At 72.0% G+C, this 22,182-nt stretch carries 17 protein-coding genes, 1 tRNA gene and 1 pseudogene; 13 read left to right on the top strand and 6 right to left on the bottom strand.

Annotation, left to right across the window (positions count from 1 at the left end; translation table 11 throughout):
- Nucleotides 1-35: 35 nt before the first annotated feature.
- Nucleotides 36-947, top strand: coding sequence for a YceI family protein (locus tag G3I56_RS41145; protein ID WP_164418415.1), 912 nt, complete (start codon nucleotides 36-38; stop codon nucleotides 945-947).
- A gap of 128 nt (nucleotides 948-1,075) precedes the next feature.
- Nucleotides 1,076-1,843 (top strand): NPP1 family protein, encoded by a 768-nt coding sequence (locus tag G3I56_RS41140; RefSeq protein WP_164418413.1) that lies wholly within the window; start codon nucleotides 1,076-1,078, stop codon nucleotides 1,841-1,843.
- A 17-nt stretch (nucleotides 1,844-1,860) separates the two neighbouring features.
- On the opposite strand, the gene G3I56_RS41135 is transcribed toward G3I56_RS41140, so the two are convergent.
- The gene (locus G3I56_RS41135) at nucleotides 1,861-2,379 is read right to left on the bottom strand and encodes an excalibur calcium-binding domain-containing protein (RefSeq protein ID WP_164418411.1); all 519 of its coding nucleotides are present in this window, start codon (nucleotides 2,377-2,379) and stop codon (nucleotides 1,861-1,863) included.
- A 167-nt stretch (nucleotides 2,380-2,546) separates the two neighbouring features.
- Between G3I56_RS41135 and G3I56_RS41130 the strand changes: the two genes are divergently transcribed.
- The 6 genes and pseudogenes from G3I56_RS41130 to G3I56_RS45200 form a co-directional block, all read left to right on the top strand.
- Nucleotides 2,547-2,620, top strand: a tRNA-Pro gene (locus tag G3I56_RS41130).
- A gap of 162 nt (nucleotides 2,621-2,782) precedes the next feature.
- On the top strand, nucleotides 2,783-5,698 hold the full coding sequence (locus tag G3I56_RS41125) for a LuxR family transcriptional regulator (protein WP_164418409.1): 2,916 nt from the start codon (nucleotides 2,783-2,785) through the stop codon (nucleotides 5,696-5,698).
- Between the two features lie 116 nt (nucleotides 5,699-5,814).
- Nucleotides 5,815-7,443 (top strand): S53 family peptidase, encoded by a 1,629-nt coding sequence (locus tag G3I56_RS41120; protein WP_164418407.1) that lies wholly within the window; start codon nucleotides 5,815-5,817, stop codon nucleotides 7,441-7,443.
- A gap of 223 nt (nucleotides 7,444-7,666) precedes the next feature.
- A complete protein-coding gene (locus G3I56_RS41115; RefSeq protein WP_164418405.1) occupies nucleotides 7,667-9,781 on the top strand; it encodes a molybdopterin cofactor-binding domain-containing protein in 2,115 nt (704 codons plus the stop codon).
- A 56-nt stretch (nucleotides 9,782-9,837) separates the two neighbouring features.
- A complete protein-coding gene (locus G3I56_RS41110; protein ID WP_164418403.1) occupies nucleotides 9,838-10,299 on the top strand; it encodes a (2Fe-2S)-binding protein in 462 nt (153 codons plus the stop codon).
- A gap of 140 nt (nucleotides 10,300-10,439) precedes the next feature.
- A pseudogene (locus G3I56_RS45200) lies at nucleotides 10,440-10,838 on the top strand (sigma factor); the annotation flags it as partial.
- Nucleotides 10,839-10,879: 41 nt separating this feature from the next.
- Here the strand turns inward: G3I56_RS45200 and G3I56_RS41100 are convergent.
- Both G3I56_RS41100 and G3I56_RS41095 read right to left on the bottom strand, forming a co-directional pair.
- The gene (locus tag G3I56_RS41100) at nucleotides 10,880-11,827 is read right to left on the bottom strand and encodes an SDR family oxidoreductase (protein WP_164418401.1); all 948 of its coding nucleotides are present in this window, start codon (nucleotides 11,825-11,827) and stop codon (nucleotides 10,880-10,882) included.
- Nucleotides 11,828-11,928: 101 nt separating this feature from the next.
- Nucleotides 11,929-13,068 carry an acyl-CoA dehydrogenase family protein gene (locus tag G3I56_RS41095; RefSeq protein ID WP_164418399.1) on the bottom strand — a complete coding sequence of 380 codons (1,140 nt, stop codon included), beginning with the start codon at nucleotides 13,066-13,068 and terminating at the stop codon, nucleotides 11,929-11,931.
- Nucleotides 13,069-13,290: 222 nt separating this feature from the next.
- Between G3I56_RS41095 and G3I56_RS45195 the strand changes: the two genes are divergently transcribed.
- The 4 genes from G3I56_RS45195 to G3I56_RS41080 all read left to right on the top strand — a co-directional run bounded on the left by G3I56_RS45195 (nucleotide 13,291) and on the right by G3I56_RS41080 (nucleotide 17,306).
- The gene (locus G3I56_RS45195) at nucleotides 13,291-13,410 is read left to right on the top strand and encodes a putative leader peptide (protein ID WP_343240213.1); all 120 of its coding nucleotides are present in this window, start codon (nucleotides 13,291-13,293) and stop codon (nucleotides 13,408-13,410) included.
- An 89-nt stretch (nucleotides 13,411-13,499) separates the two neighbouring features.
- Entirely contained in the window at nucleotides 13,500-14,381 is an 882-nt protein-coding gene (locus G3I56_RS41090; RefSeq protein WP_164418397.1) for a glutathione S-transferase C-terminal domain-containing protein, read from the top strand.
- Between the two features lie 295 nt (nucleotides 14,382-14,676).
- Nucleotides 14,677-15,909 carry an LLM class flavin-dependent oxidoreductase gene (locus G3I56_RS41085; RefSeq protein WP_164418395.1) on the top strand — a complete coding sequence of 411 codons (1,233 nt, stop codon included), beginning with the start codon at nucleotides 14,677-14,679 and terminating at the stop codon, nucleotides 15,907-15,909.
- A 20-nt stretch (nucleotides 15,910-15,929) separates the two neighbouring features.
- Complete coding sequence (locus G3I56_RS41080; protein WP_164418393.1) at nucleotides 15,930-17,306, top strand: NtaA/DmoA family FMN-dependent monooxygenase; 1,377 nt, start codon at nucleotides 15,930-15,932, stop codon at nucleotides 17,304-17,306.
- Nucleotides 17,307-17,440: 134 nt separating this feature from the next.
- Here the strand turns inward: G3I56_RS41080 and G3I56_RS41075 are convergent, their stop codons facing one another.
- On the bottom strand, nucleotides 17,441-18,526 hold the full coding sequence (locus G3I56_RS41075) for a M12 family metallopeptidase (RefSeq protein ID WP_164418391.1): 1,086 nt from the start codon (nucleotides 18,524-18,526) through the stop codon (nucleotides 17,441-17,443).
- 96 nt (nucleotides 18,527-18,622) lie between these two features.
- On the opposite strand from G3I56_RS41075, the gene G3I56_RS41070 reads away from it, so the two are divergent.
- On the top strand, nucleotides 18,623-20,470 hold the full coding sequence (locus G3I56_RS41070; protein WP_164418390.1) for a LuxR family transcriptional regulator: 1,848 nt from the start codon (nucleotides 18,623-18,625) through the stop codon (nucleotides 20,468-20,470).
- 15 nt (nucleotides 20,471-20,485) lie between these two features.
- Here the strand turns inward: G3I56_RS41070 and G3I56_RS41065 are convergent, their stop codons facing one another.
- Together G3I56_RS41065 and G3I56_RS41060 are read right to left on the bottom strand one after the other, a co-directional pair.
- Nucleotides 20,486-20,629 carry a hypothetical protein gene (locus tag G3I56_RS41065; protein WP_164418388.1) on the bottom strand — a complete coding sequence of 48 codons (144 nt, stop codon included), beginning with the start codon at nucleotides 20,627-20,629 and terminating at the stop codon, nucleotides 20,486-20,488.
- Nucleotides 20,630-20,651: 22 nt separating this feature from the next.
- The coding region (locus G3I56_RS41060; protein ID WP_164418386.1) for a CHAT domain-containing protein at nucleotides 20,652-22,182 on the bottom strand (1,531 nt) is incomplete at its 5' end.

Here is a 22,182-nt window from a genome sequence, read left to right as displayed (position 1 = left end):
CACGGCACACAGCAGAAGAACCGAAAGGTGAACCCATGGCCCTCGCACTGCTCAGACGCCTGCGCTCCAGAGGCGCCTCCGACCGTGCGGGCCTCTCGCTTCCGCTGCCGCCCGGCGCCGGTGCCGTCGGCTGCGAGGTGCTCGACCCGCTGGGCCAGCCGATGGGCGGCGCCGATGTGACGGTGAGCGCGGCCGACGCCCACCAGGTGATGGCGCGCGGTACGACTGACCCGTACGGATACTTCCTCGCCGTTCTTCCGTCGGGGCGCTACAGCCTGATGGTCTCCGCCGAGGGCCTGACGCCGCACCGTGAGACGGTCGAGCTTCTCGACGGGGTGATGCTCCCGACGCAGCGCGTCCAACTGGAGCCGGCCCGGCGGCTGGACCTCCCCGTGCCCGGCGCCTGGCTGTTCGATCCGCCGCACACCGCGATCCGGTTCATCGCCAAGCACGTCGGAATGGGCGATGTGCACGGCCGCTTCGAGCGGTTCGAGGGCGGCATCCAGGTGGCACAGACGATGACCGACTCCAGGGTGCAGGTCCGTATCGACGCGTCGAGCATCACGACCGGGAACCGTACCCGGGACAACCATCTCCGGTCGGCGGACTTCCTGGACGTCGAGCGGTTTCCGTACATCGACTTCGTGAGCTCACGGTTCTCCTACCGAGCCGGTGCGAAGTGGGTGGTGCAGGGCTCGCTCTCGATGCACGGGGTGAGCCGCTCGATGTCGCTGGACACGACCTACCTGGGGTCCGTCAACGGCGGCTACGGCGAGGAGTTGCGCTGCGCCGCCCGCGCCCGGGCTGAACTCCACCGGGAGGACTACACGCTCAACTGGCGTTCCATGCTGGCCCGGGGCATCGCGGTGGTCGGGCCGACGGTCCAACTGGAGCTGGACGTACAGGCGATGTACCGGACCCACGACACGCCGGCGCCGCCGGAGTAGCCGACCGGAGTGGCCAAGATGTCTGCCGGGCGCCCCTGAACCTTTCCTTCCGAGTGACCCGTTCGTGATATGGGCATGCCAATCTGACCGAGCCCGTCCCCTCGGACGTCATCGATCAGGAGGCCCCCGTGAAGAGATCTGTGCGCACCCGCAGAGCCTCGGTCGTCCTCGGCAGCGCGGTGGCGCTGGTCGTCGCCTTTCCGGGCACCGCGCTCGCCGCCCCGCCCGGGGCCCTGCCCGCCAACGCGGACAGCACCGAGCAGACGTACCAACCGGCGTACGACTACGACACGGACGGCTGCTACTCCACCCCCGCCATCGGCTCCACGGGCACCCTCAACGGCGGCCTCAACCCGACCGGCGCCCTCAACGGGTCATGCCGGGACGCCTCCGACCTCGACAACACCAACGGCTACTCCCGCTACAAGTGCAACAACGGCTGGTGCGCGATCATCTACGGCCTCTACTTCGAGAAGGACCAGGCCCTCGCGGGCACCAGCATCGGCGGGCACCGGCACGACTGGGAGCACGTGGTGGTGTGGGTCAAGGACGGCGTGGCGCAGTACGTCTCGACCTCCAACCACGGCAGCTTCAGCATCCACACCCGCGACCAGGTCCGCTGGGACGGCACCCATCCCAAGATCGTCTACCACAAGGACGGCATCAGGACGCACTGCTTCCGCCTCGCGAACACCAACGACGAGCCGCCGGAGAACCACAAGGGAACCTGGCAGTTCCCGGCGCTGGTCGGCTGGAACGGCTATCCGTCAGGCATCCGCGACAAGCTGACCGCCGCCGACTGGGGCAGCGCCAACTTCGGCCTCAAGGACGGCAACTTCAACTCCCACCTCGCGGCGGCCATGCCGGCGGCCATTGCGTTCGACCCGAACGCCTGAGCCTGACGCCGTACCTGTCACTCGCAGCCGACGCCGTCACCGTCCCGGTCGAGATGCCGCCCATAGCCGGGGTCACCGACATGTACGGGGGCGGCTCCGGCCGCGCGGGCAGCCGTGCAGTTCTGGTAGTACACGTCGTCGCCACCGGAGTCGGAGCCTGAGCCGTCGTCGGAACCCGTGACAGACCCGGTGTCGGCGTCGGTGTCGGTGTCGACGGCCGGTTCGGCCGTCACCGTCCTGGTCGCCGACACGGTGACGGTGGGGGCGGGTTCGGGCGTGGCCGTCGGGGTGGCCGTGACCGTGGCGGTCGCTGTCGTCGTGGCCGTGACGGTCGCGGTGGGGCGCGGGTCGGCCGACACCTTCTCGGGCTCGTTCTCCTGACCGCCGATGCCGACCCCGACGAAGAGCGCGAGTCCGAGGGCGGGCAGTACGAATCTCTTGCGGGCCCATCTCGGCCCCTGCCGGTCCGGTGCCGGACCCGGTATCGGAGCCGGAGGCGGTGGCACGTTGCCGGGAGTGTTGTACGGGTTGCTCATGATCGTCCCCCTGTTGCGTTTCGGGTGGGACGACGGTAGAGCGTCGGATGAGGCGGTAAGGGACACTTGATGTCCCGGTGACCGTTCCGTAACCGCTCGGAGGCACGGGCGTGTGTGCGGTAGGGTTTGTCTGTGCGATCACGCGGGGCAACCGCGGGTCGACGCACCGGGACGTGGCGCAGCTTGGTAGCGCACTTGACTGGGGGTCAAGGGGTCGCAGGTTCAAATCCTGTCGTCCCGACGGTGTGATGGCGAAGGGCCTTCGCGGGCGAGAGTCCGCGAGGGCCCTTTTCGCGTGGGCCGTGATTGAGCGATTGACAAGCCGAATCCGGCAAGGTTGTCATGGGCACATGATCAAGTGCCCCGTCACCTGCCGCACCAGGGCCGAGGGCGGGCGGCCTCCATGGGCGTACCGCCCGTGACCGGTCGCCGCGAGCTGATCGACAGCGCCCGGGCCGAGTTGGCAGTCCGTCAGGGCGTCCTCCTCCACGGACCTGCGGGAATCGGCAAGTCCACGCTCGTGGCCGCCCTCATGGCGTCCCTGGCCGTGCACGCCCAGCCGTCCGGCACGGTGCTGCACTGCTCGCCCGCTCCGGAGGAGGCCGGGCTTCCGTTCGTCGGCCTCGTCGACCTGTTCGCGCGGGTACCGGAGAGCTGCCTGGCCGGACTGGCTGCCGAACGCCAGGCAGCGCTGAGGGCGGCCGTGCTGCACCACCGCGAACCGGCCGACGACCGGAGTCGGCTCGCGGTGCGCGTCGCCGTACTCGACGTACTGCGCGTCCTCGCCGCCGCCGGCCCCGTTCTGCTGGTCGTCGACGGTCTTCAGTGGCTTGACGAGCCGACCGCCGAGGTGCTCGCCTTCGCCGTACGCCGTGTCGCGGGCCTCGACATACGGATGGTCACCGCCGAGCGCGTCGCCGACAGTGAGCAGCCCGAACGACTGGGCTGCTGCCCGCCGGACACCCTCGAACTCCCCGTCCCCCCTCTCGGCGACGGCGAGGTGGCCGACCTCGTGCGCACCGTCGTCGGCGCCGATCTGCCGCCGGGTGTACTGCGGGAGGTCCAGGACACCGCCGCCGGAAACCCCTCGTACGTGATCGAGTTGGCGCGGGCGGCCCCGCGCGACGCGGCGCCCCTCGGCCTCGGCCGCCCCCTGCCGGTGCCCCGAAGACTGCGCGACCGGCTCCTCGAACCGATGCGCTCACTGCCGCCGACAGCCCGGCACACCCTCCTTGTCGCGAGCGCCGCCGCACACCCCTCCCTCACTCTTCTGCGCGCCGCCGAGCTCCCCGATCCGGTTGCCGACCTCGCGGAGGCCGAACGGCTCGGCGTCGCGACGGCCGACGCCGACGGAACCGTACGCTTCCGGCATCCGCTGATCCGGGCCGCCGTCTACGCCGACGCGCCGCAGTACGGCCGCCGCGAGGTGCACTCCCTGCTGGCCCACGCGGTCACCGAACCCGCGGAGCAGGCCCGCCATCTCGCCCTCGCCAACCCGCACGAGGACGAGACCACCGCCCGCACTCTGATGTCCGCCGCCGGGACCGCGCGCCGCGACGGCACACCCGATGCCGCCTTCGAACTCGCCGGCCTCGCCGCCCTGCGTACGCCCGCCGACCGCCCCTCGGACCGCGCCGACCGGCTGCTCGCCGCAGCCGAGTACGCCTGCGACGGCGGTCGGCTGGAGGAGGCGGGGCAGGCGGCCGGAACCGTGCTGGCCGGGTCCGGCTCCGCACGCCAGCGGGCGCGGGCCCGAGTGATCCTGCTGCGCAACGCCGGGCAGGCGCTGGAGGGCACCCGTGACCTGATCGGCGAGGGCCTGCGGGACGCCGCCGGCGATCCGGAGGCGGAGGCCTGGCTGCACCACTGGGCAGCCGTACGAGGCCTGCTGTGCGGGGAGTTGGAGGAGGCGGCCCGGCATGCCCGGCACGCTGCCCGGCAGGCGGACCTGGCCGGTGACACGGACACCGGGATCGGGGCCCTCGCCACCCTCGCCCGGGTGCTGTCCCTGACCGGGGAGCCGGTCGCCGCCGACGCGGCCCTCGAGGAGGCGCTCGCGCTGACGGGCGGCGCCGGCGCGGGCCCGGAGAGCTGGGGGCTGATCCGGATGCGGGCGATTCTCGCCCTGGACTCCGACCGGGTCACCGAGGCGGGGGAGCGGGTCACCCGGCTCCTGGCGGAGATCGGCGAGTTCGCGGGGGTCGAGGAGGTCGTGGCGACGCTGGTCGCGCTGACTCGTATCCAGGTGCGCGCCGGGCACTGCCGGGAAGCCCTGCACACCGCCGCCCAGTGCTCACGCACTCTGGCCGGGACAGGCGTACAGACCGCTCCGGCGCTGTACGCGGCGGCGCTCGCGGCGACGGCGGGCGGCAGCGCCGACGAGGCCCGGCGCCTCGCCGAGCAGGCGGTACGGGCCTCGGAGGCGGACGGCGACCGGCTGTTCCTGCTGCGCGCGCTCGCGGTGCTCGGCCAGGCCGAACTGCTCGCCGGCGACCCACGGGGTGCCGCTGCGGCGGTCGAGGTGCTGCAACGCGTCAAGCGACTGGGCGAGGCGATGTGCGCGGCCGACCCGCCGCTGCTGCACTGGTACGCCGACCTGGCCGAAGCCCTGGTCGTCCTCGGGGAGACGGGCGCGGCCGGAGCCGTGCTCCACGACGCCCGCTCGCGCATGTCCGGCGACGCGCCCGCGAGCGTACTGGCAGCCCTGGAACGGGCCGAGGGACTGCGCGAGGCGGCGCTCGGCCGCGCGAAGGAGGGGGCACTGCGGCTGCGTACCGCCGTGGACCGGCTGCGCCGGCTTCCGTTGCCCGTCGAGCTGGTGCGTGCCCTGATCGCCCTCGGCACGGTCGAGCGCCGGTCCCGGCGCAGAAGCGCGGCGCGGACCGTCCTGCGCGAGGCGTTGGAGACCGCGAAGCGGATCGGCGCCGCGCCGCTCGCGGCACGGGCCTGGGACGAACTGGCGCGGGTGGACGCCGGGGACCGTAGCGGTGAGACAGTCACGGGCGAGCCCGAACTCACCCCCACGGAGGCCAGGATCGCCGAACTGGTCGGCGGCGGCGCCACCAACAGGGAAGTCGCCGCGAAGCTGTTCATCAGCGTCAAGACGGTGGAGGGCGCCCTCTCACGGGTCTACCGCAAGCTCGGGGTCCGCTCGCGCACCGCGCTCGCCCACGCGATGGCGGTCGCCGTCCTTGCCTCCGGGGCCGCCGTGGCATACGGCGACGACGACCAAGTGACCACCGCGCCACAGGGAGTGACGGTCAGTCAGCCCGGCCGGATCCGGACGCCCCAGCGCACCCGACACACGCCGTTGACATGACACGCGCAGTTAACACGTAGAGCAAGGGTTCCCCCGCTTACGGGGGAGGGGCCGCCGTTCCTACGGTGAAGTCGTTCCGCTTCCGGGACATCGCCCCCACTCTCCGGAGGACCCCAGTGAAGTCACGCCTGAAACTGCTCGGTCTGGTCGCCGCACCGGCCCTGCTCGCCGCCGCGGTCCCCGCTGCCTACGCGGCCAACGCCGTTCAGCCGCACACGACTCGCGCGGCTGTCACCGGAGACGTCCTCAAGGGCCTGAACAAGCACGCGACCCGCACCGGCAAGGTCGCCGCCGGGAAGCGCATTTCGGTGGCGATCAGCCTGACCCCCAGAAACAACAAGGGACTTGACACCTTTGTCGCCAAGGTCAGCGACCCGCGGTCGAGTTCGTACGGCCACTACCTGACGAAGGGTCAGTTCGCCGCCCGCTTCGGCCGGACCGACGCCGAGGTCAAGCAGCTGGGGGACTACCTGCGCGCCCAGGGCCTCACCGTCGGCAAGGTCCACTCGGGCAACCTGCTGGTCGACGCGAGCGGCACCGCCGCCCAGTTGGAGAAGGCCTTCGGTACCAAGCTGTCGACCTGGAAGGACGCGTCTTCCGGGCGTTCGTTCTACGCAAACGACGCCGCGCCGACCCTGCCGACCTCCGTCGCCGCCCTCGTCAGCGATGTGGCCGGCCTCAACAACCACACCCGGCTGCACCACCAGTCGGTCTCCAGGGTGGCCCCCCGCAACGGCCCCGGCGGCGGCTACACCCCGGCCCAGCTCAAGGGCGGCTACAACGTGTCCGGTACGTACACCGGCAGCGGCCAGAAGATCGCGCTGCTGGAGTTCGACGGCTTCCAGCAGTCCAACATCACGAAGTACGACACCAACTACAGCCTGGGCTCGCCCACTCCGACCGTGTCCAAGGTCGACGGCGGCTCCGGCGCGCTCGGCGACGGTCAGGTCGAGGTCGAGCTGGACATCGAGGTTCTGCACGCCATCGCCCCCAAGGCGAACGTCACCGTCTTCGAGGGCCCCAACTCCGACGCCGGTGAGGTCGACACCTACCAGGCCATCGTCGACAGCGGCATCCCGACCACGTCGATCAGCTGGGGTGCTTCCGAGAGCGCCCGCACCACCTCCAACATCAACGCCGTGGACGCCGTCTTCAAGGCGGGCGCGGCCCAGGGACTCGGCTTCTACGCGGCCTCCGGCGACGACGGCTCCGACGACGCGGGCGACGGCACCACCACCGTCGACTACCCGGCCAGTGACCCGTACGTCACCGGCGTCGGTGGCACCAAGCTGACCGTCACCTCGGCCAACGCCTTCAGCAAGGAGGTTGCCTGGTCCGGCGGTGGCGGTGGCAAGTCCTCCGTCTTCAAGATCCCGAGCTGGCAGACCGCGGTGCAGAAGAGCGCCGGCGGCGGCTTCCGTCAGGTCCCGGACGTCTCCGCGCACGCCAACCCCAGCCCCGGCGTCTCGGTCTACTCCCAGGGTTCCTGGACCGCGGTCGGCGGCACCAGCGCCGCGGCGCCCGAGTGGGCGGCGTTCGCCGCGCTCTACAACCAGCAGGCCGCGGCGGCCGGCAAGGCCAACCTCGGCTTCGCCAACCCCGCCCTCTACACGGCGAGCGGCACCGGCTTCCACGACATCACCAGCGGCAGCAACGGCGGCTACTCCGCCGCCACCGGCTGGGACTTCACCACCGGATGGGGCTCGTACAACGCCGCGACCCTGGCGAGCAAGCTGCTCGGCTGACCCCGCAGAGCGAAGACCGACGATCGACGACCGCGGCGCGGGCCGGGACCATTCCCGGCCCGCGCCGCGTCGGCTCCGTGCCCTCCCCGGGCCTCAGCGCGGGAAAGCCCCGCTGGCACACGCAACCACGAAGCCGCCAGGGACCTCCTACACAGGAGACGCACCGGCAGCGGGCGAGGCGACAGGGGTGGCGATGGAGCGGCAGTGGTCCCGTCGGAGGTTCATGGTCTACTCGCTTGCCGCGACCACCCTGACCGTGGCCGCGCCGATCGGCTGCGACTCGTCCTCGGCGGAGGGCGCGGAGCCCCGGGCGGCGGACCCGAGCGCGCGGTCCGGCGTCGTGGTGACCGGCGACGACGACGAGATGCTGGTCCTGGAGGTCACCGCCGCGAACCGGGTGGTCGTCCGGCTGCCGCGCGTCGAGGTCGGCCAGGGTGTCACCACCGCGGTCGCCATGATGATCGCCGAGGAACTCGACGCCCGCCTGGCCGACGTCGACATCCCGCTCGCCGACGCCCGCACCAAGGGAAGCCAGTACACCGGCGGTTCGAACTCGGTCAGCTCCCTGTACGGACCGGCCCGGGCGCTGGCGGCCACCGCGCGCGCCCGGCTGGTGACCGCCGCCGCCCAGCGGTGGCGGCTGCCCGCCCGCACACTACGGACCCGGAACACCATGGTGTTCGCACCGGACGGGCGTACGGCCACCTTCGGATCGCTGACCGCGACCGCCGCGAAGGTCACCCGGCCGAGGGTTTCCAGCAAGCCCAAACCGTCCTCCCGGCACAAGGTGATCGGGAAGCCGACGACCCGGATCGACGCGCGGGACATCATCACCGGCAAGGCGCAGTACGCGGGCGACCTGAAGGTGGCAGGCGCGAAACCGGCCGTGATGGCCCGGCCGCCGACGCTCGGCGGGAAGATCCGCACGGTCGACGACCGGGCGGCCCGTGCCCTGCCGGGCGTCCGCGCGGTCGTCCGGGTCGCGGGCGGGGTCGCCGTGGTCGCGGACACCTTCCACCACGCCTTCCAGGCCCGGGACGCCCTGCGGATCACCTGGGTGCCGGGCCCGCTGGCCGCGTTGTCCGACGCGGCGATCAGATCCCGGCTGCGCGCCGCCGTCCCCCCGCTGGGTGCGGCGCCGGGCGGATCGACGCAGGTGACGGGGGAGTTCGAGTTCGCGTTCGTCGGTCATGCCCCGATGGAGGTGCTGACCGTGGTGGCGGACGTCCGCGCGGACCGTGCCGAACTGTGGTTCTCCACCCAGACGCCGATGGACGCCCGGGACGGCATCGCCTCGGCGGTCGGACTCCCGGCGTCGAAGGTCAAGGTCCATGTCATGCGCGGCGGCGGCTCGTTCGGGCGGCGGCTGAACCACGACTTCGCGATCGAGGCCGCCCTCGTCTCCAAGGCGGCCCGCCGGCCGGTCAAGCTGATGTGGAGCCGCGGCGACGACCTGCGGCACGGCAGGATGCGCCCGGCGACCCACCACCGGATCAGAGCCAGCCACAAGGGCGGCCGGGTGGTCGCGTTCGTCCACGCGACGTCGTCGGTGAGCGAGTCGTGGTCGGGGGAGGGTCTCGCCGCGCAGGGCGGGGTGACGTCGGTGGCCGCGCAGGCGGAGCGCGTACGGGCGGCCGGCCCGCTGCCCAGCGACAGCGGGCTGTACAACTTCGGGCGGCTGTCCGGGGATTCGGGCGATGTGGCGCTGGCGGCGATACCGCTCGGCGCCTGGCGGTCGGTGGACTCCGGGACGAGCCGGACCGCCGAGGAGATCATGGTCGACGAGATCGCCCGCAGCCTCGGCAAGGACCCGGTCGCCTTCCGGCGCACCACACTCCGGAGCAAGGCCGTGCGCGCCGTACTCGACAAGGCGGCGTCCGCCGGAAGTTGGGGACGGACCATGCCTGCCGGACACGGACAGGGCATGGCGGTCCACGAGGAGTACGGCTCCTGCGTGGCCTGCCTCATCGAGATCGACGCCACCGACCCGAAGAACCCGCGGGTGACCAGGGCGGTGATGGCGGCCGACGTCGGAACGGCGGTGAATCCACGCGGACTTGAGGCCCAGCTCATGGGCACCACGATCGACGGCATCTCCACCGTCCTGCGGGCCGGCCTCCACATCGACCGGGGCGCGGTCCGCGAGGGCAGCTTCGCCGACTTCCACTACGCCCGCCAGCGGCACGCCCCCCTGCACTTCGAGGCGCACATCATGCCGTCCAAGGGGGAGCCGGGCGGGGCCGGGGAACTCGGGGTGCCCGCCGCGGCGGGCGCGGTCGCCAACGCGTACGCCCGGGCTACGGGCACCAGGCCCCGCCGCTTCCCGCTCAACTTCTGACCCGCGCCACGCCCCGACCGTCACCCCACCCCGACCTCGCCTCCGAGAGGGATCCGATGCCCCGCTACACCTTCGACCTCAACGGCGAACCGGTCACCGTCGAGGCACCGGCCGACATGCCGCTGCTCTGGGTACTGCGCGACCTGCTCCAGGTGACCGGCCCCAAGTACGGCTGCGGGGTCGGGGTCTGCCGTGCCTGCACCAGTCATCTCGACGGCGCGGAGATCCAGCCCTGTGTCGTGCCCGTTGCCGACTGCGCGGACCGCGGGGTCACCACCATCGAGGGGCTGGCCGACGGCGACACCCTGCACCCCGTCCAGCAGGCGTGGCTCGACCGCGATGTCGCGCAGTGCGGCTTCTGCCAGCCCGGGCAGATCATGGCCGCGGTGGCGCTGCTCCGGCGGACGTCCGTGCCGACCGACGCGGACATCGACGCCATCGAGAACGTCTGCCGCTGCGGCACGTACTCCCGGATCCGTGAGGCGATCAAACAGGCCGCTGCGGCGACCGAGGGCTGACCCGCGGGGCAGAAGCAGGTCGGCCGGTATTGGCGGGTTCAGTTCCCCGATGGCCGATATGGGTATGCTGCCGGTGGATGATTCCCTCGGCCTGATCCTGATGTGACGTTTCTGCGTAAACGCACCGGTCCGGCAGCCATATGGTTTTTTATAGCATGGTGTGTCGTGTGCCGAAGACGGTTCTTTCGTTTTCCATTCGGACGAGTGGTAGGCAATCGGCTCGGTTTGTCCGTGAGTTGACCCGGACAGTCCTTTCCCGTCGGGTGTGGATAGGTCGTGCGAATATTCTGGATTCGCGCCCAAGGGATCATTTCGGGGCCATGTACTGCATGAATTCGGAAGACTGCTCAGATGAGCTCGTAATCGTCGACGGGGAAATTCTTCGAGAGTTGTCCTGGGAAGAGATCGCCGGCCACCGGGAACGACTGATGCGACTGGTCCGGCGGCGGCTGCCGACCGCCCAGGACGCGGAGGACTGCGTCCAGGAGACGATGCTGCGGGCGGCGGCCCACGACAAGCTCGACCGGGCGCGGATCGGGCCCTTTCTGACCTCGGTCGCGCTGCGGCTGTGCGTCGACCACTACCGCGAACTGGAGCGCAGACGGCGGCTGGTGGGCCGTACCGCGCACGTCAGCAGTTCCGCGTACGTACGGAAGCGGCGACGCAGCGACTCCGGGAACGTGGGCCCCTCGATCAGCGGCAGCAGCAGCCGGTGCACCGACTCCAGCGGAATCAGCCGGGGCGGATGCGGCCGGGGCCCGTACCGGTCGGCGAACTCCAGGCAGGTGTCGATGACTTCGGTCTGGAGCAGTACCTCCGAGCCGGCCGTCAGCCAGTACTCGCCCCCGGTGACCCCGCCGCGCATCAGGTCGCCCACCGCACGGGCGACGACATCCTGCGGCACCATGTCGATCCGGGAGTCCGGCGCGCCCGGCATGACCGGAACCTGGCCCTTGACGATGGCCCCGAGCGCCCGGGTCAGGCCCTGTATCCCGGCGATGCGGCCGGTCACCGAGTCGCCCATCACCACCGACGGCCGCATGATCACTCCGGGCACCGGAGCCTCCCGTACCGCCCGTTCGGCCTCCGTCTTCGAGGCGAGATAGGCGGCGGCGCCCGGAAAGCGCTTCTGCTCTTCCGGGGCCAGCGGATTGGCGACGAACGCGGTGCTCATATGGAAGAAGGGCGCGTCGGCGCGGGCGGCGAGGGCGAGCATCGTGCGGGTGCCGTCGAGATTGGCGCGCCGGATCAGGCCGGGCTCCCACTGCCAGTTGGTGGCGGCTGCGGAGTGCAGCACCAGGTCCACGTCGGCGGCGAGACGCGCGAAGTCCGCTGTGGACAGGCCGAGTCGGGGCTCCATCAAGTCGGCGCGGAACTCGTGCACCCGAGAGTCGTCGACCGGGGTGCGGTGGCGCAGGCAGACGATGCGGAAGTCGGGCAGGAGCTCCTCGATCAGCGCTCTGCCGAGCACTCCGGTGCCCCCGGTGAGCAGTACGGTGGGCCGGGTACCAGTCCAGGTTTCGGGCATGGCGAACTTCCCCCTCGGTCGGGTGGGCGACGGTTGGCGTCAGGTTGTACGGCGCTGTGGGCCTCGTACCGAAGTCCGAAAACCCTCGGGCGACCGAGACCTCAGGCGACGGTCAGCGGCGCCTCGTCGAGATAGGCGGCCAGCGGGCCCGTCATCCGGGACCGCGAAGGCGGGTGCAGGGCAAGGCCGTTGACGCAGGCGGCGAGGTAGCCGACCTCGTCCGAGGCCATGAAGGCGAGTCCGCCGAGCAGTTCCACCGCACGCGGGACGACCCGGGCGAGCGCGTCCTGCACGGTGTAGCGGACGTACAGCGAGTCGGCGAGAGCGGACTCGTCGGGGGCCGCCCCGTCCACCCGCCGGGCCAGGCCCTCCACGGCGGCCATCGCGCCCTCCGCCTCCACCAGCAGCCGCACCCGTTCCGCTTCGGGCACCCGGTCCTTGCACAGCACCCGCTCCACCAGGGCACTCGCGGCGCCGAGATAGCTGCCGGTCATCAGCAGCTCGAACCAGACGAGCCCGGCGGTCTGCACCTCGTCGAGCCGGGACCCGGCCGGGGAGGCGGTGCGCACCAGCAGTTCCGGCGGCACGAGGACGTTGTCGAGTGTGACCTGGTCGCTCTCGGCGCCCGCGAGGAATCCGCTCGCCCAGAAGGCGCTGACGCTCAGCCCCTCCGTCTCGGCCGGCACCAGCGCCACGGCCAGCTCCTCGCCCTCGCCGTTCTCGCAGGGCACCATCACGCTGGCGGTGAGCAGATCCATGGAACGGGCCAGACTGCACGGCCGTTTCACCCCGGTGATGCGGACGCCCTCGGGGGTCACCGTGGCGGACATCGCCGGGGAGAGGATGCCGGTGCCGCTGCGGCCCTCCGCGAAGCCGGACGCCAGGAGCCGGTTGTCGGCCGCGACGCCCTGGACGAGCATCCACTCCAGCCCCTCGCCCCAGCCGGACTCGCTCAGCCCGACGAGCGTGGCCATCGAGAAGTGGTGCATGGTCGTCGCCACGGCCAGCGAGGGAGAGCGGCTACCCAGCGCCCGCTGCACCCGTACCGCTTCGAGCGCGGTGGCGCCCCGCCCCTGGAGGGCCGCCGGCGCCAGCAGCCCGGGGCCTCCGCACTCCCGGAACAGCCCGATGCCCGGACTCTTCGGGCTCTCCAACGTCATCAGTGGCAGGGCCCGCAGCCCGTCGTCGAGGCCCGGCAGCAACTTGCTGAGGGCCGCGCGTTCGCGCTCCAGGAATCTCATGTCGTCCCCTGCTTCCTTGGTCCTCGGATGCCGTCGGCTTCGTCGCTCTGTCTTCACGAGCTTTACGAACCCACTACGAGGACCCCTCGGCGGAGGGGACACCGAGGGGACACCGGAGATCGGTGGGGCCTGCACCGTCCGCCGTACGAGACGCCCTTGACGTGGGCGGCGAGCCGATCGACACTCCCCATGGGAATCCTAGTGAAAAGGTAGGGAAACGAGATGCGCGTGGAGTCGAACGCCAGTCGGGTGGTTCACACACCCCGGCCGACCCCGCTGCTGACCTCCCGCCGGCACATCGACCTGCAGCGCGTCTGCAGCTCCATCAGCCCCCTGCGCTGAGCCCGGCCGCCCACCCCCGCGCCACCACGGCGGCCCCCGACTACGCCTTCCGCCGCGCGTACGTCTGCGCACCACACCTGGGGAGACTCATGACCGTCACACCACTGGCCGCCACCTCCGCCCGCCCCGTCCCGGCCTTCCGCGGCCGACTCGGCCGGGACGCGCGCAGCGGTCACTACGCCGTGCCGCGCCGCTATCGCCTCCACCTGTCCCCGGCCGACCCGGACTGTCTCCGGATCGCCGTCACCCACAGCCTGCTCGGCCTCGGCGCGGCCTGTCCCGTGACCGAACTGCCCGCCGTACCCGACGCCCCCGGCGGCGAAAACTCCGCACTGCGCCCGCTGTACGAGGCGAGCGCGCACCGCTACTCCGGCGCGGCCACGGTCCCGGTGCTCAGCGACGACTGGTCGGGGCGGATCGTCAGCACGCACACCCCGGACATCCTGCGCGACCTGTCCCGGCACTTCGGCGGCGGTCGCCCCACGTTGTACCCGTGCGGCCTGGAGGCGGAGATCGAGGCCGTCGAGCGCCTGTGCGCGCAGGGCATCGACGCGGCGGCCCAGCGAGCCGGAGACGCCGCCGCCGAGGACGGCGACCGCGCCGACGCGCTCGCCTCCCTGTTGCGCACCCTGGGCTCGCTGAACGCGCGGCTCGCTGCGGACCCGTATCTGCTGGGCGACCGAATGACCGCCGCCGACGTCGAGTTGTGGGTTTCTCTGGTGCGCCTCGACACCGTGCATCGCTGGCACCTGGACGCCGCCGCGGTGCACCGCGTCGCCGACCACCCGGCCCTGTGGGCCTACGCCCGCCGCCTTGCCGCCCACCCGTCCTTCGGCCCCCACCTCGACCTCGACGCCATCGCCCGCCGGCACCACGCCGACTGCCGGGGGCTGGAGGCCGCGGGGGCGGCCGTTCAGATCCTGGACTGGGCGGCACATGCAGAGCGCTCCGCGGAACGCCCCGCTGGATAGGCGGTCTGTCCACTGCGGGTCCGGTGGGGGCTGGTCGCGCAGTTCCCCGCGCCCCTTCGGGGGCGCGGCCCAGTTAGGCCCGCTTGAACCGGCCGGTGTTCATACGGCAGACACACAGAGCCGGAACACGCGATGGCATCACCTTGTTGACCACGTCGTGACGAAGCCCATTCCGTGCCGCCCGAGGCTGTACTCGCGGCGGCACATCGACCTCCTGCGTGTGGCCGGCGCGCTCTGTCGCTCCTGACCTGCTCTCTCGTCCCCTAGTACGGTCGATCAGGAAGGCGTCACCCTCGTGTCCTTGTCACCCTCTCCTCTGCATCTCGCTGTCGCTCTGGACGGCGCCGGCTGGCATCCGGCCGCCTGGCGTGAGCCCGTGGCCCGGCCGCGTGAGCTGTTCACCGCCGGTTACTGGGCCGATCTGGTCGCGGAGGCCGAGCGCGGGCTGCTCGACTTCGTGACCATCGAGGACGGCCTCGGCCTCCAGTCCTCACACCCCATCGAGCCGGACGGCCGCACCGACCAGGTCCGGGGCCGCCTCGACGCGGTCCTGATCGCGGCGCGGGTCGCCCCGCTGACCCGGCATATCGGTATCGTCCCGACGGTGGTGGCCACCCACACGGAGCCGTTCCACCTCTCCAAGGCGATCGCCACCCTCGACTATGTGAGCACCGGGCGCGCGGGTCTGCGCGTGCAGATCACCGCCCGCCACAACGAGGCCGCACACTTCGGCCGCCGCCCGATCCCGCACATCGACCCCCTCAACGACCCCCAGGCATGGGAGTCCGTGGCAGCGCTCTTCGACGAGGCCGTCGACTACGTGGAGGTCGTGCGTCGGCTGTGGGACAGCTGGGAGGACGACGCGGAGATCCGCGACATTGCCACCGGCCGTTTCATCGACCGCGACAAGCTGCACTACGTCGACTTCGAGAGCCCGCACTTCAGCGTCAAGGGCCCCTCGATCACGCCCCGCCCGCCGCAGGGCCAGCCCGTGGTGACCGCGCTGGCCCATGCGACGGTTCCCTACCGGCTGGTGGCCCGCTCGGCCGACGTCGGCTACGTCACCCCGCACGACACCGGCCAGGCCCGCGCGATCGTCGAGGAGATCCGGGCGGAACAGGCAGCGGCAGGCCGGGCCGGTGAACTCCTGCACATCTTCGGTGACTTGGTCGTCTTCCTCGACGACACCCAGGCCGAGGCGACCTCCCGGCGCGAGCGGCTGGACGGCCTCGCCGGGTACGAATACACCAGCGATGCCCGGATCTTCGCCGGAACGCCCGCGCAACTCGCCGATCTGCTTGAGGAGTTGGCGTCGGCCGGGCTGTCCGGGTTCCGGCTGCGCCCGGCCGTTGCCGGGCATGACCTGCCGGCGATCACCCGGAAGCTGGTTCCCGAACTCCAGCGCCGAGGCCTCTTCCGGCAGACGTACGAGGCCGACACCCTGCGCGGCCTGCTCGGGCTTTCCCGCCCCGCCAACCGCTACGCCACCCCCGCCCCTGCCGCCGAGCCCGCTGCTGTCAGCGCCTGAGCCGGAAGGACCGTACGACCATGAGCAAGCCGCTGAAGCAGATCCACCTGGCCGCGCACTTCCCCGGTGTCAACAACACCACCGTGTGGAGCGACCCGCAGGCCGGCAGCCATATCGAGTTCAGCTCCTTCGCCCACTTCGCCCGCACCGCGGAGCGCGCCAGGTTCGACTTCCTCTTCCTCGCCGAAGGCCTCAGGCTGCGCGAACAGGGCGGAAAAATCTATGACCTGGACGTCGTCGGCCGCCCCGACGCCTTCACCGTCCTGACCGCGCTCGCCGCCGTCACCGACCGCCTCGGCCTGACCGGGACGATCAACTCCACCTTCAACGAGCCCTACGAGGTGGCCCGGCAGTTCGCCAGCCTCGACCACCTCTCCGACGGCCGCGCCGCCTGGAACGTCGTCACCTCCTGGGACGCTTTCACCGGCGAGAACTTCCGCCGCGGCGGCTTCCTCCCCCAAACCGAGCGCTACTCCCGCGCCAAGGAGTTCCTGCAGACCACGGGCGAACTCTTCGACTCCTGGCACGGCGACGAGATCCTCGCCGACCAGACCGGCGGCACCTTCCTGCGCGACGCGAAAGCCGGCGCCTTCGTCCACTCGGGGCAGCACTTCGACATCGAGGGCCAGTTCAACGTGCCCCGCTCCCCGCAGGGCCGCCCGGTGATCTTCCAGGCCGGCGACTCCGACGAGGGCCGCGAGTTCGCCGCGTCGACCGCGGACGCGATCTTCAGCCGGTACGCCACCCTCACCGAGGGCCAGGCCTTCTACACCGACGTCAAGAACCGCCTCGCCAAGTACGGCCGCCGCCCGCACGAGCTCAAGATCCTGCCCGCCGCGAGCTTCGTGCTGGGCGACACGGACGCCGAAGCGGAACAACTCGCCCACGAGGTGCGCCGCCAACAGGTCAGCGGGGCCACTGCCATCAAGCACCTGGAGTTCGTCTGGAACCGGGACCTGTCCGCCTACGACCCCGACGGCCCCCTCCCCGACATCGACCCCGACCTCGGCGAACACACCATCGCCCGCGGCCGGGCCCAGGTGAGGATGTACCGCGACCCGCTGGCCACCGCCCGCGAATGGCGCGAACGCGCACAGGCCAACAACTGGTCCATCCGCGACCTCGTCATCGAAACCGGCAACCGCCAAAACTTCGTCGGCTCCCCTGCCACCGTCGCCCAGACCATCAACGACTTCGTCCAGGCCGACGCGAGCGACGGATTCATCCTGGTCCCGCACATCACCCCGGGCGGCCTCGACTCCTTCGCCGACACCGTCGTCCCACTCCTCCAGGAACGCGGCGTCTTCCGCACCGAATACGAAGGCACCACCCTCCGCGACCACCTCGGCCTCGCTCACCCCGACGCCGAGGCGGTGGGCGAACGCGCGGCGTCCTGAAGCCGACGTACATGGCGTGGTCGAGGACGTCACCCTCCCCCATGAAGGTGACGTCCTCGACCGCTCCCCCGAGTGCCCGACGGTGGTCTGATTCGTTCGCGGCGGCCGTCATGTGCTGGTCTCTGCCCCCAGCTTCACCAGCACATGACGGCCGTTTCCCCCGATCCCCATGTGGAGTACAGGCGTACGCGGACGAAGTAGTGGCGGCCCTTGACGAGCCGGATCCTGACGTGGGCGTTGTGCGGAGCACCGCCGTCGTCCTCGGCGGAGAGGTAACGGGGCTCGCCGTCGATCTCCTCGAAGACCGCGACGACCGTGTCGCTCTCCCCGAAGGTCCCCACGGTGTAGTCGCGGGTCTCCGGTGGCGCGATGCCGAAGTCGGCCTGCTCGCCCGCGCCGAGGCGCAGGGGTGCGGAGCGGAACGGCGCGAGTTCGGCCGGCTTGTGCGTGCCCGTCGGCGGATACCAGCGGAGCACGAACTCCTTGTCGGCCGGGGAGAGAGTCCCCAGGGGCCTCACCCCGGACCGGAACTGCTCCGGTTCGAGGACCAGCCCCGCCGAGAACGGATACTCCATGATCGACAGCGGGTCCCAGACGGAGCCGTTGACCTCGTCCGGGTCGAGCTTGCGGAGAATGTTGAAGTACGTCTTGTCGCGGCCCCAGAAGTTGGGCGGTCCGGCCAGGTCGTCGTACACGGCCTCGTCGTCCCAGTGGATGCCGGCGAACGGGTTCTGGTGTTCGTGCAGCAGGCCCAGGGCGTGCCCGATTTCGTGCAGGGCCGTCGCGCGCTCCCCGGGCGCGGTCAGATCCCAGCCGAAGTTCATCGTGCGCCGCCCCAGGCCCACCGACAGTGCGTCCCGCCCGACCGTGGAGTACGAACCGTCACCGGTCTGGAACCCGATGCGCAGTTCGGCCTCCGAGCGGTCGCGCACCTCGACGAACGACAGTCCGATCCCCAGGTCGAGCCACTCCCGGAAGCAGTCGCGGACGACGTCGCGCTGTGCCTCGGCGCCGACCCACGACTCCCACCGCGTTTCCCCCGTCCCCGGCAGTGGGATGACCGAGCCGTCGCTGTTCCCGTCGAAGAAGTAGTAGTGGAGCACGGTGCCGTTCACCCACATCAGGCGCCCCGAGAGGAGCGCACTGAGCCGCTCGGCCGGCAACCCCGGTGTGAAGGTGGGGGCCGGCTGCTGCGGGAGCGAGCAGAACCGTGCGTTCATGGGGAACAGACTGCTGCTCACGGGTGCTCGGGCGCCTGAGTCGGGGTCTACTCAAGTCGGCCTGTATCAAAGGTGAGTAGCCCGGCTCTTGTTCACGTGACGACTTTCGTACAGGAAGCCAAGACGCTGGAACTGCCCTGGCTGTTCACCGGTCGGGACGACGAACTGGAGTTGATCCGCCGGTCGTTGGCGTCCGAACGGCACGGCGTCGTGGTGACGGGGCCGGCCGGGCGCGGCAAGACCCGTCTCGTCACGGAGGCCGTCCGGGGCGCCGACTGCGCGAAGGTGATCGGCACGCCCGAGACCCGGGGCATCCCCTTCGCCGCGTTCGCCCACCTCCTCCCGGAGCAGGTCTCCCTGCACCGCGCGGTCCAACTCCTGTCCGGTGTAAGAACGTTGCTTGTCGACGATGCCCATCTGCTGGACGACTCCTCCGCCGCCCTGGTACACCAGCTCGCGGTGCACGGGCGTACCCGGCTGCTCGTGGTGGCAACGGACGGCGCCCCGGCGCCCGACGCGGTGTCCCGGCTCTGGACCGGCGAGGTGCTGCCGCGTCTGGCACTGGAGCCGCTGCCCCGCGAGGAGACCGCCCAGCTGGTCGCGGCCGGCGCCGGCGGTCCGGTCGAACCGCTCACCGCCCGCCGCCTGCACCACCTCAGCCAGGGCGACCTGCGGCTGCTGCGCGACCTGGTCGGCGCGGTGCGTGAGCGCGGCGAACTCACCTTGGAATCCGCTGAGTTGATGTGGCGAGGCCCGGTTCCCGTGACGGCTGCGGTACGTGAACGTGCCGGACGGGGCCTGCACCGCGCCTGCGCCGAGGAACGGGACGCCCTGGAACGCCTGGCATTCAGCGAACCGCTCCCGCTCGACCTCGCGGACCTGGACCTGGGCGCACTCGAACGCCTCGAAGCCGACGGCCTGATCCGCGTCGACGCCCTGTCCGAGGTCCGCCTCGCCCACCCCCTGCACGGCCCCGTCCTGCGCGCGGGCGCCGGGCAGCTCCGGGCCAGGCGGCTGTCCCGCACTCCGGCCGAGTGCGCGTCGGCCCTGGACGCCGAACGCGCCGAGCTGGCCGACCGCATCGAGCGCACCGACGTCCAGGAAGCGGCGGGCCCCGTCGGAGACTGGCTGACGGCCGAGAGTACGGCCCCGTACCCTGCCGTCCCGGCCGACTACGCGACCGTACGGGCCCGCTTCGCCCGACTCCGCGGCGAGTTGCGCGAGGCCATGTCCTGGGCCCGGGAAGGCCTGCGCGCCACCCCGGACGACCCGAGCTGCCGTACAGAACTGGCGCTGGCGGCAACCCAGTTGAGCGAAGCCGCGACCGCGTCACCGGGGCGTTCGACCCCGTGGCTGCGGGCGGCGCACGGCGACATCGCCGGAGCACTGGAGTCGGTCACGGACCCCGAGGGCGGGGAGGGGGAGGCGTACGTCCTGTACGACGCCGTACGCCTCGGGGCCCCGCACCTGGTCGCGGACCGGCTCGCCCAACTGCCCGGCGAGGGCGCCGAACCCCTGGCCCGGCACGCCGAAGCGCTCGTCCGCCAGGACGGCCCCGCGCTGGACCGCGCCGCCGAACTCCTGGAGCGCCGGGGCCTGTTGCTCTTCGCGGCCGAGGCGCATGCCCAGGCCGTCCCGGTACACCGCGACCCGCGTGCCGCCCGCAGGTCCCGCTCCCGTGCGATGACCCTGGCCCGGCGCTGCCAGGGCGCCCGCACTCCGGCCCTGTCCGGCCTGGTCCTCGGCGAACTCACCGCCCGCCAGCGCCAGATCGTCACCCTGGCGGCGACCGGCCTGAGCAACCGGCAGATCGCGGACCGGCTCACCCTGTCCATCCGCACGGTCGGAAACCACCTGTACAGCGCCTACACCCGACTCGGAGCGAGCGACCGAGGCGCGCTGCCGTGGCTCCTGGACGAGGCCCCGGCCGCGCAGCCGGCGTGATCGTGGGGGTTGAGTTCAGGCGGCGCGGGCGCCGTGCAGGGCCTCCGCGAGGGAGAGGCTCACGCTGAGGCCCATGTGCGGGGCCGACAACAGCGCGACCACGGCTGCGGCGCCGACCGGAGCGCTGTCGTGGCTGCTCCGCCAGGCTCCGGCCGCCAACGCGTGGCGGCCGGGGGCGTGTTCACGCGGAGCCGAACGCCGAGAACGCCCATCCCGTCGCCTGGTGCGTCGCATCCCCGGGCAGGGACGCGCGGGCGTCGCGGAGGGCCTCGGCGAGGGAGAGACCCACGCTGAGGCCTTTGTGCAGGGCCAGCATCAGTGGGACCACCGCCGCGTCGTTGACCGGTGCGCTGCTCGCCACCACGCCAGCCGTGCCCAGCGGGAGCAACGCCGTGACCAGGCCGAGGAGTTCGTCCGCGCCGACGTTCGCCAGGCGGCCGGTGTCGCAGCTGGACAGGATGATCCGGTACGGGCTGCGGTCGAGACGTTCGAAGTCGTGCACGATCAGCGGCCCGTCGGCCATCCGCAGCGACGAGAAGAGCGGACTGTCCGCGCGGAAGGTGCCGTGGGCCGCGATATGGGCCAGCGCGGCCCCGTCGAGCGCGTCCAGCACCGCCGGGACCCGCGCGCCCTCGTGTTCCAGGACCGTCGGTCTGCCGTACCGGTCGACCAGGTCGGGCACCTCCGCCCCACCGCTCGCCAGGCCCGGCCCCCGGACGAGGACGTGCCGCCCGCCCGGCGGGGGCCCGGTCTCCTGGGCGCGCAGCCAACTGCTCGCCGACGGGGACACGCTGAGCACCCGCTCCCGGAGGGAGGGCAGCAGGGCCCAGGGGACCCGGTGCAGCCTTCCCGGCGGGACCACGACCACCGGGCCGGGGCCCAGGTGAGGTACTGCCGCTCCCAGCAGCAGCTTCTCCAGACGGCGCCCGGAGGCTTCCAGCACCGGCAGCCTGCCCTCGGCCCCCGGGTGCGCGAGCCGCCGCAGCCCGGCCTGCACGTGCTCGGCCTCCGTCACCGCGTCCGCGAGCAGCCCGGCCTCGAAACGGCGCACCCGCCCCTCGCCGCACAACAGCACCTGCACCCGGCCGTCGACGACGGCGATCTCGATCAACCGCACGCCGTCGCCCAGCCGTTCGAGCAGCCGACCGGGGTCGAAGCGGCTCCCGCCGCCGGGCGACTCGCCGCGGATGTGGAGGGTCCGGGAGCGCACCTCCCGTTCCAGACGCCGCTGTTCACGCTCCAGCGCCGGAACCGGGCGGCCGTCGATCCGGGCCTCCTCCGCGCGGGCCGCGATCTCCCGGAACGCGGTGAGACTCTGCCCGAGCGCCGGGTCGTCGGGCGGCCGGACGGGCGGCGCCGACAGGACAGTGGCCCGCAACCGCTCGCTCCACACCAGCAGCCGCCGAGGCCCACCGGACTCCAGGGTCGCCCGCTGTGCCAGCGCGGCCAGTTCGGCGCCCTGCGCCGTGGCCCGGGCCCGCAGCTCCGACGCGCCGAGCGTCATCCGGTGGTCGTCCAGGACGGCGAGGCCGCGCCGGCAGGCCTCCAGTACACCCCGCCCCGACCCGGCCGCCTCCGCGCGCAGCGCCTGCGCGGCCCAGCCCGTCATCCGCGCCAGCGGCGGACCGACGCGCCGGCTGCGGGCGGCGACCTTCAGATGCTTCTCCGCGTCCTCGGTCCAGCCCAGCGCGAGCGCGATCCGGCCCGCGAGC

The organism is Streptomyces sp. SID12488, assembly GCF_010548275.1.
Lineage (GTDB): Bacteria > Actinomycetota > Actinomycetes > Streptomycetales > Streptomycetaceae > Streptomyces.
Note: the sequence above shows the minus strand (reverse complement) of the source record. Positions and strands in the feature narration are given on the sequence as shown.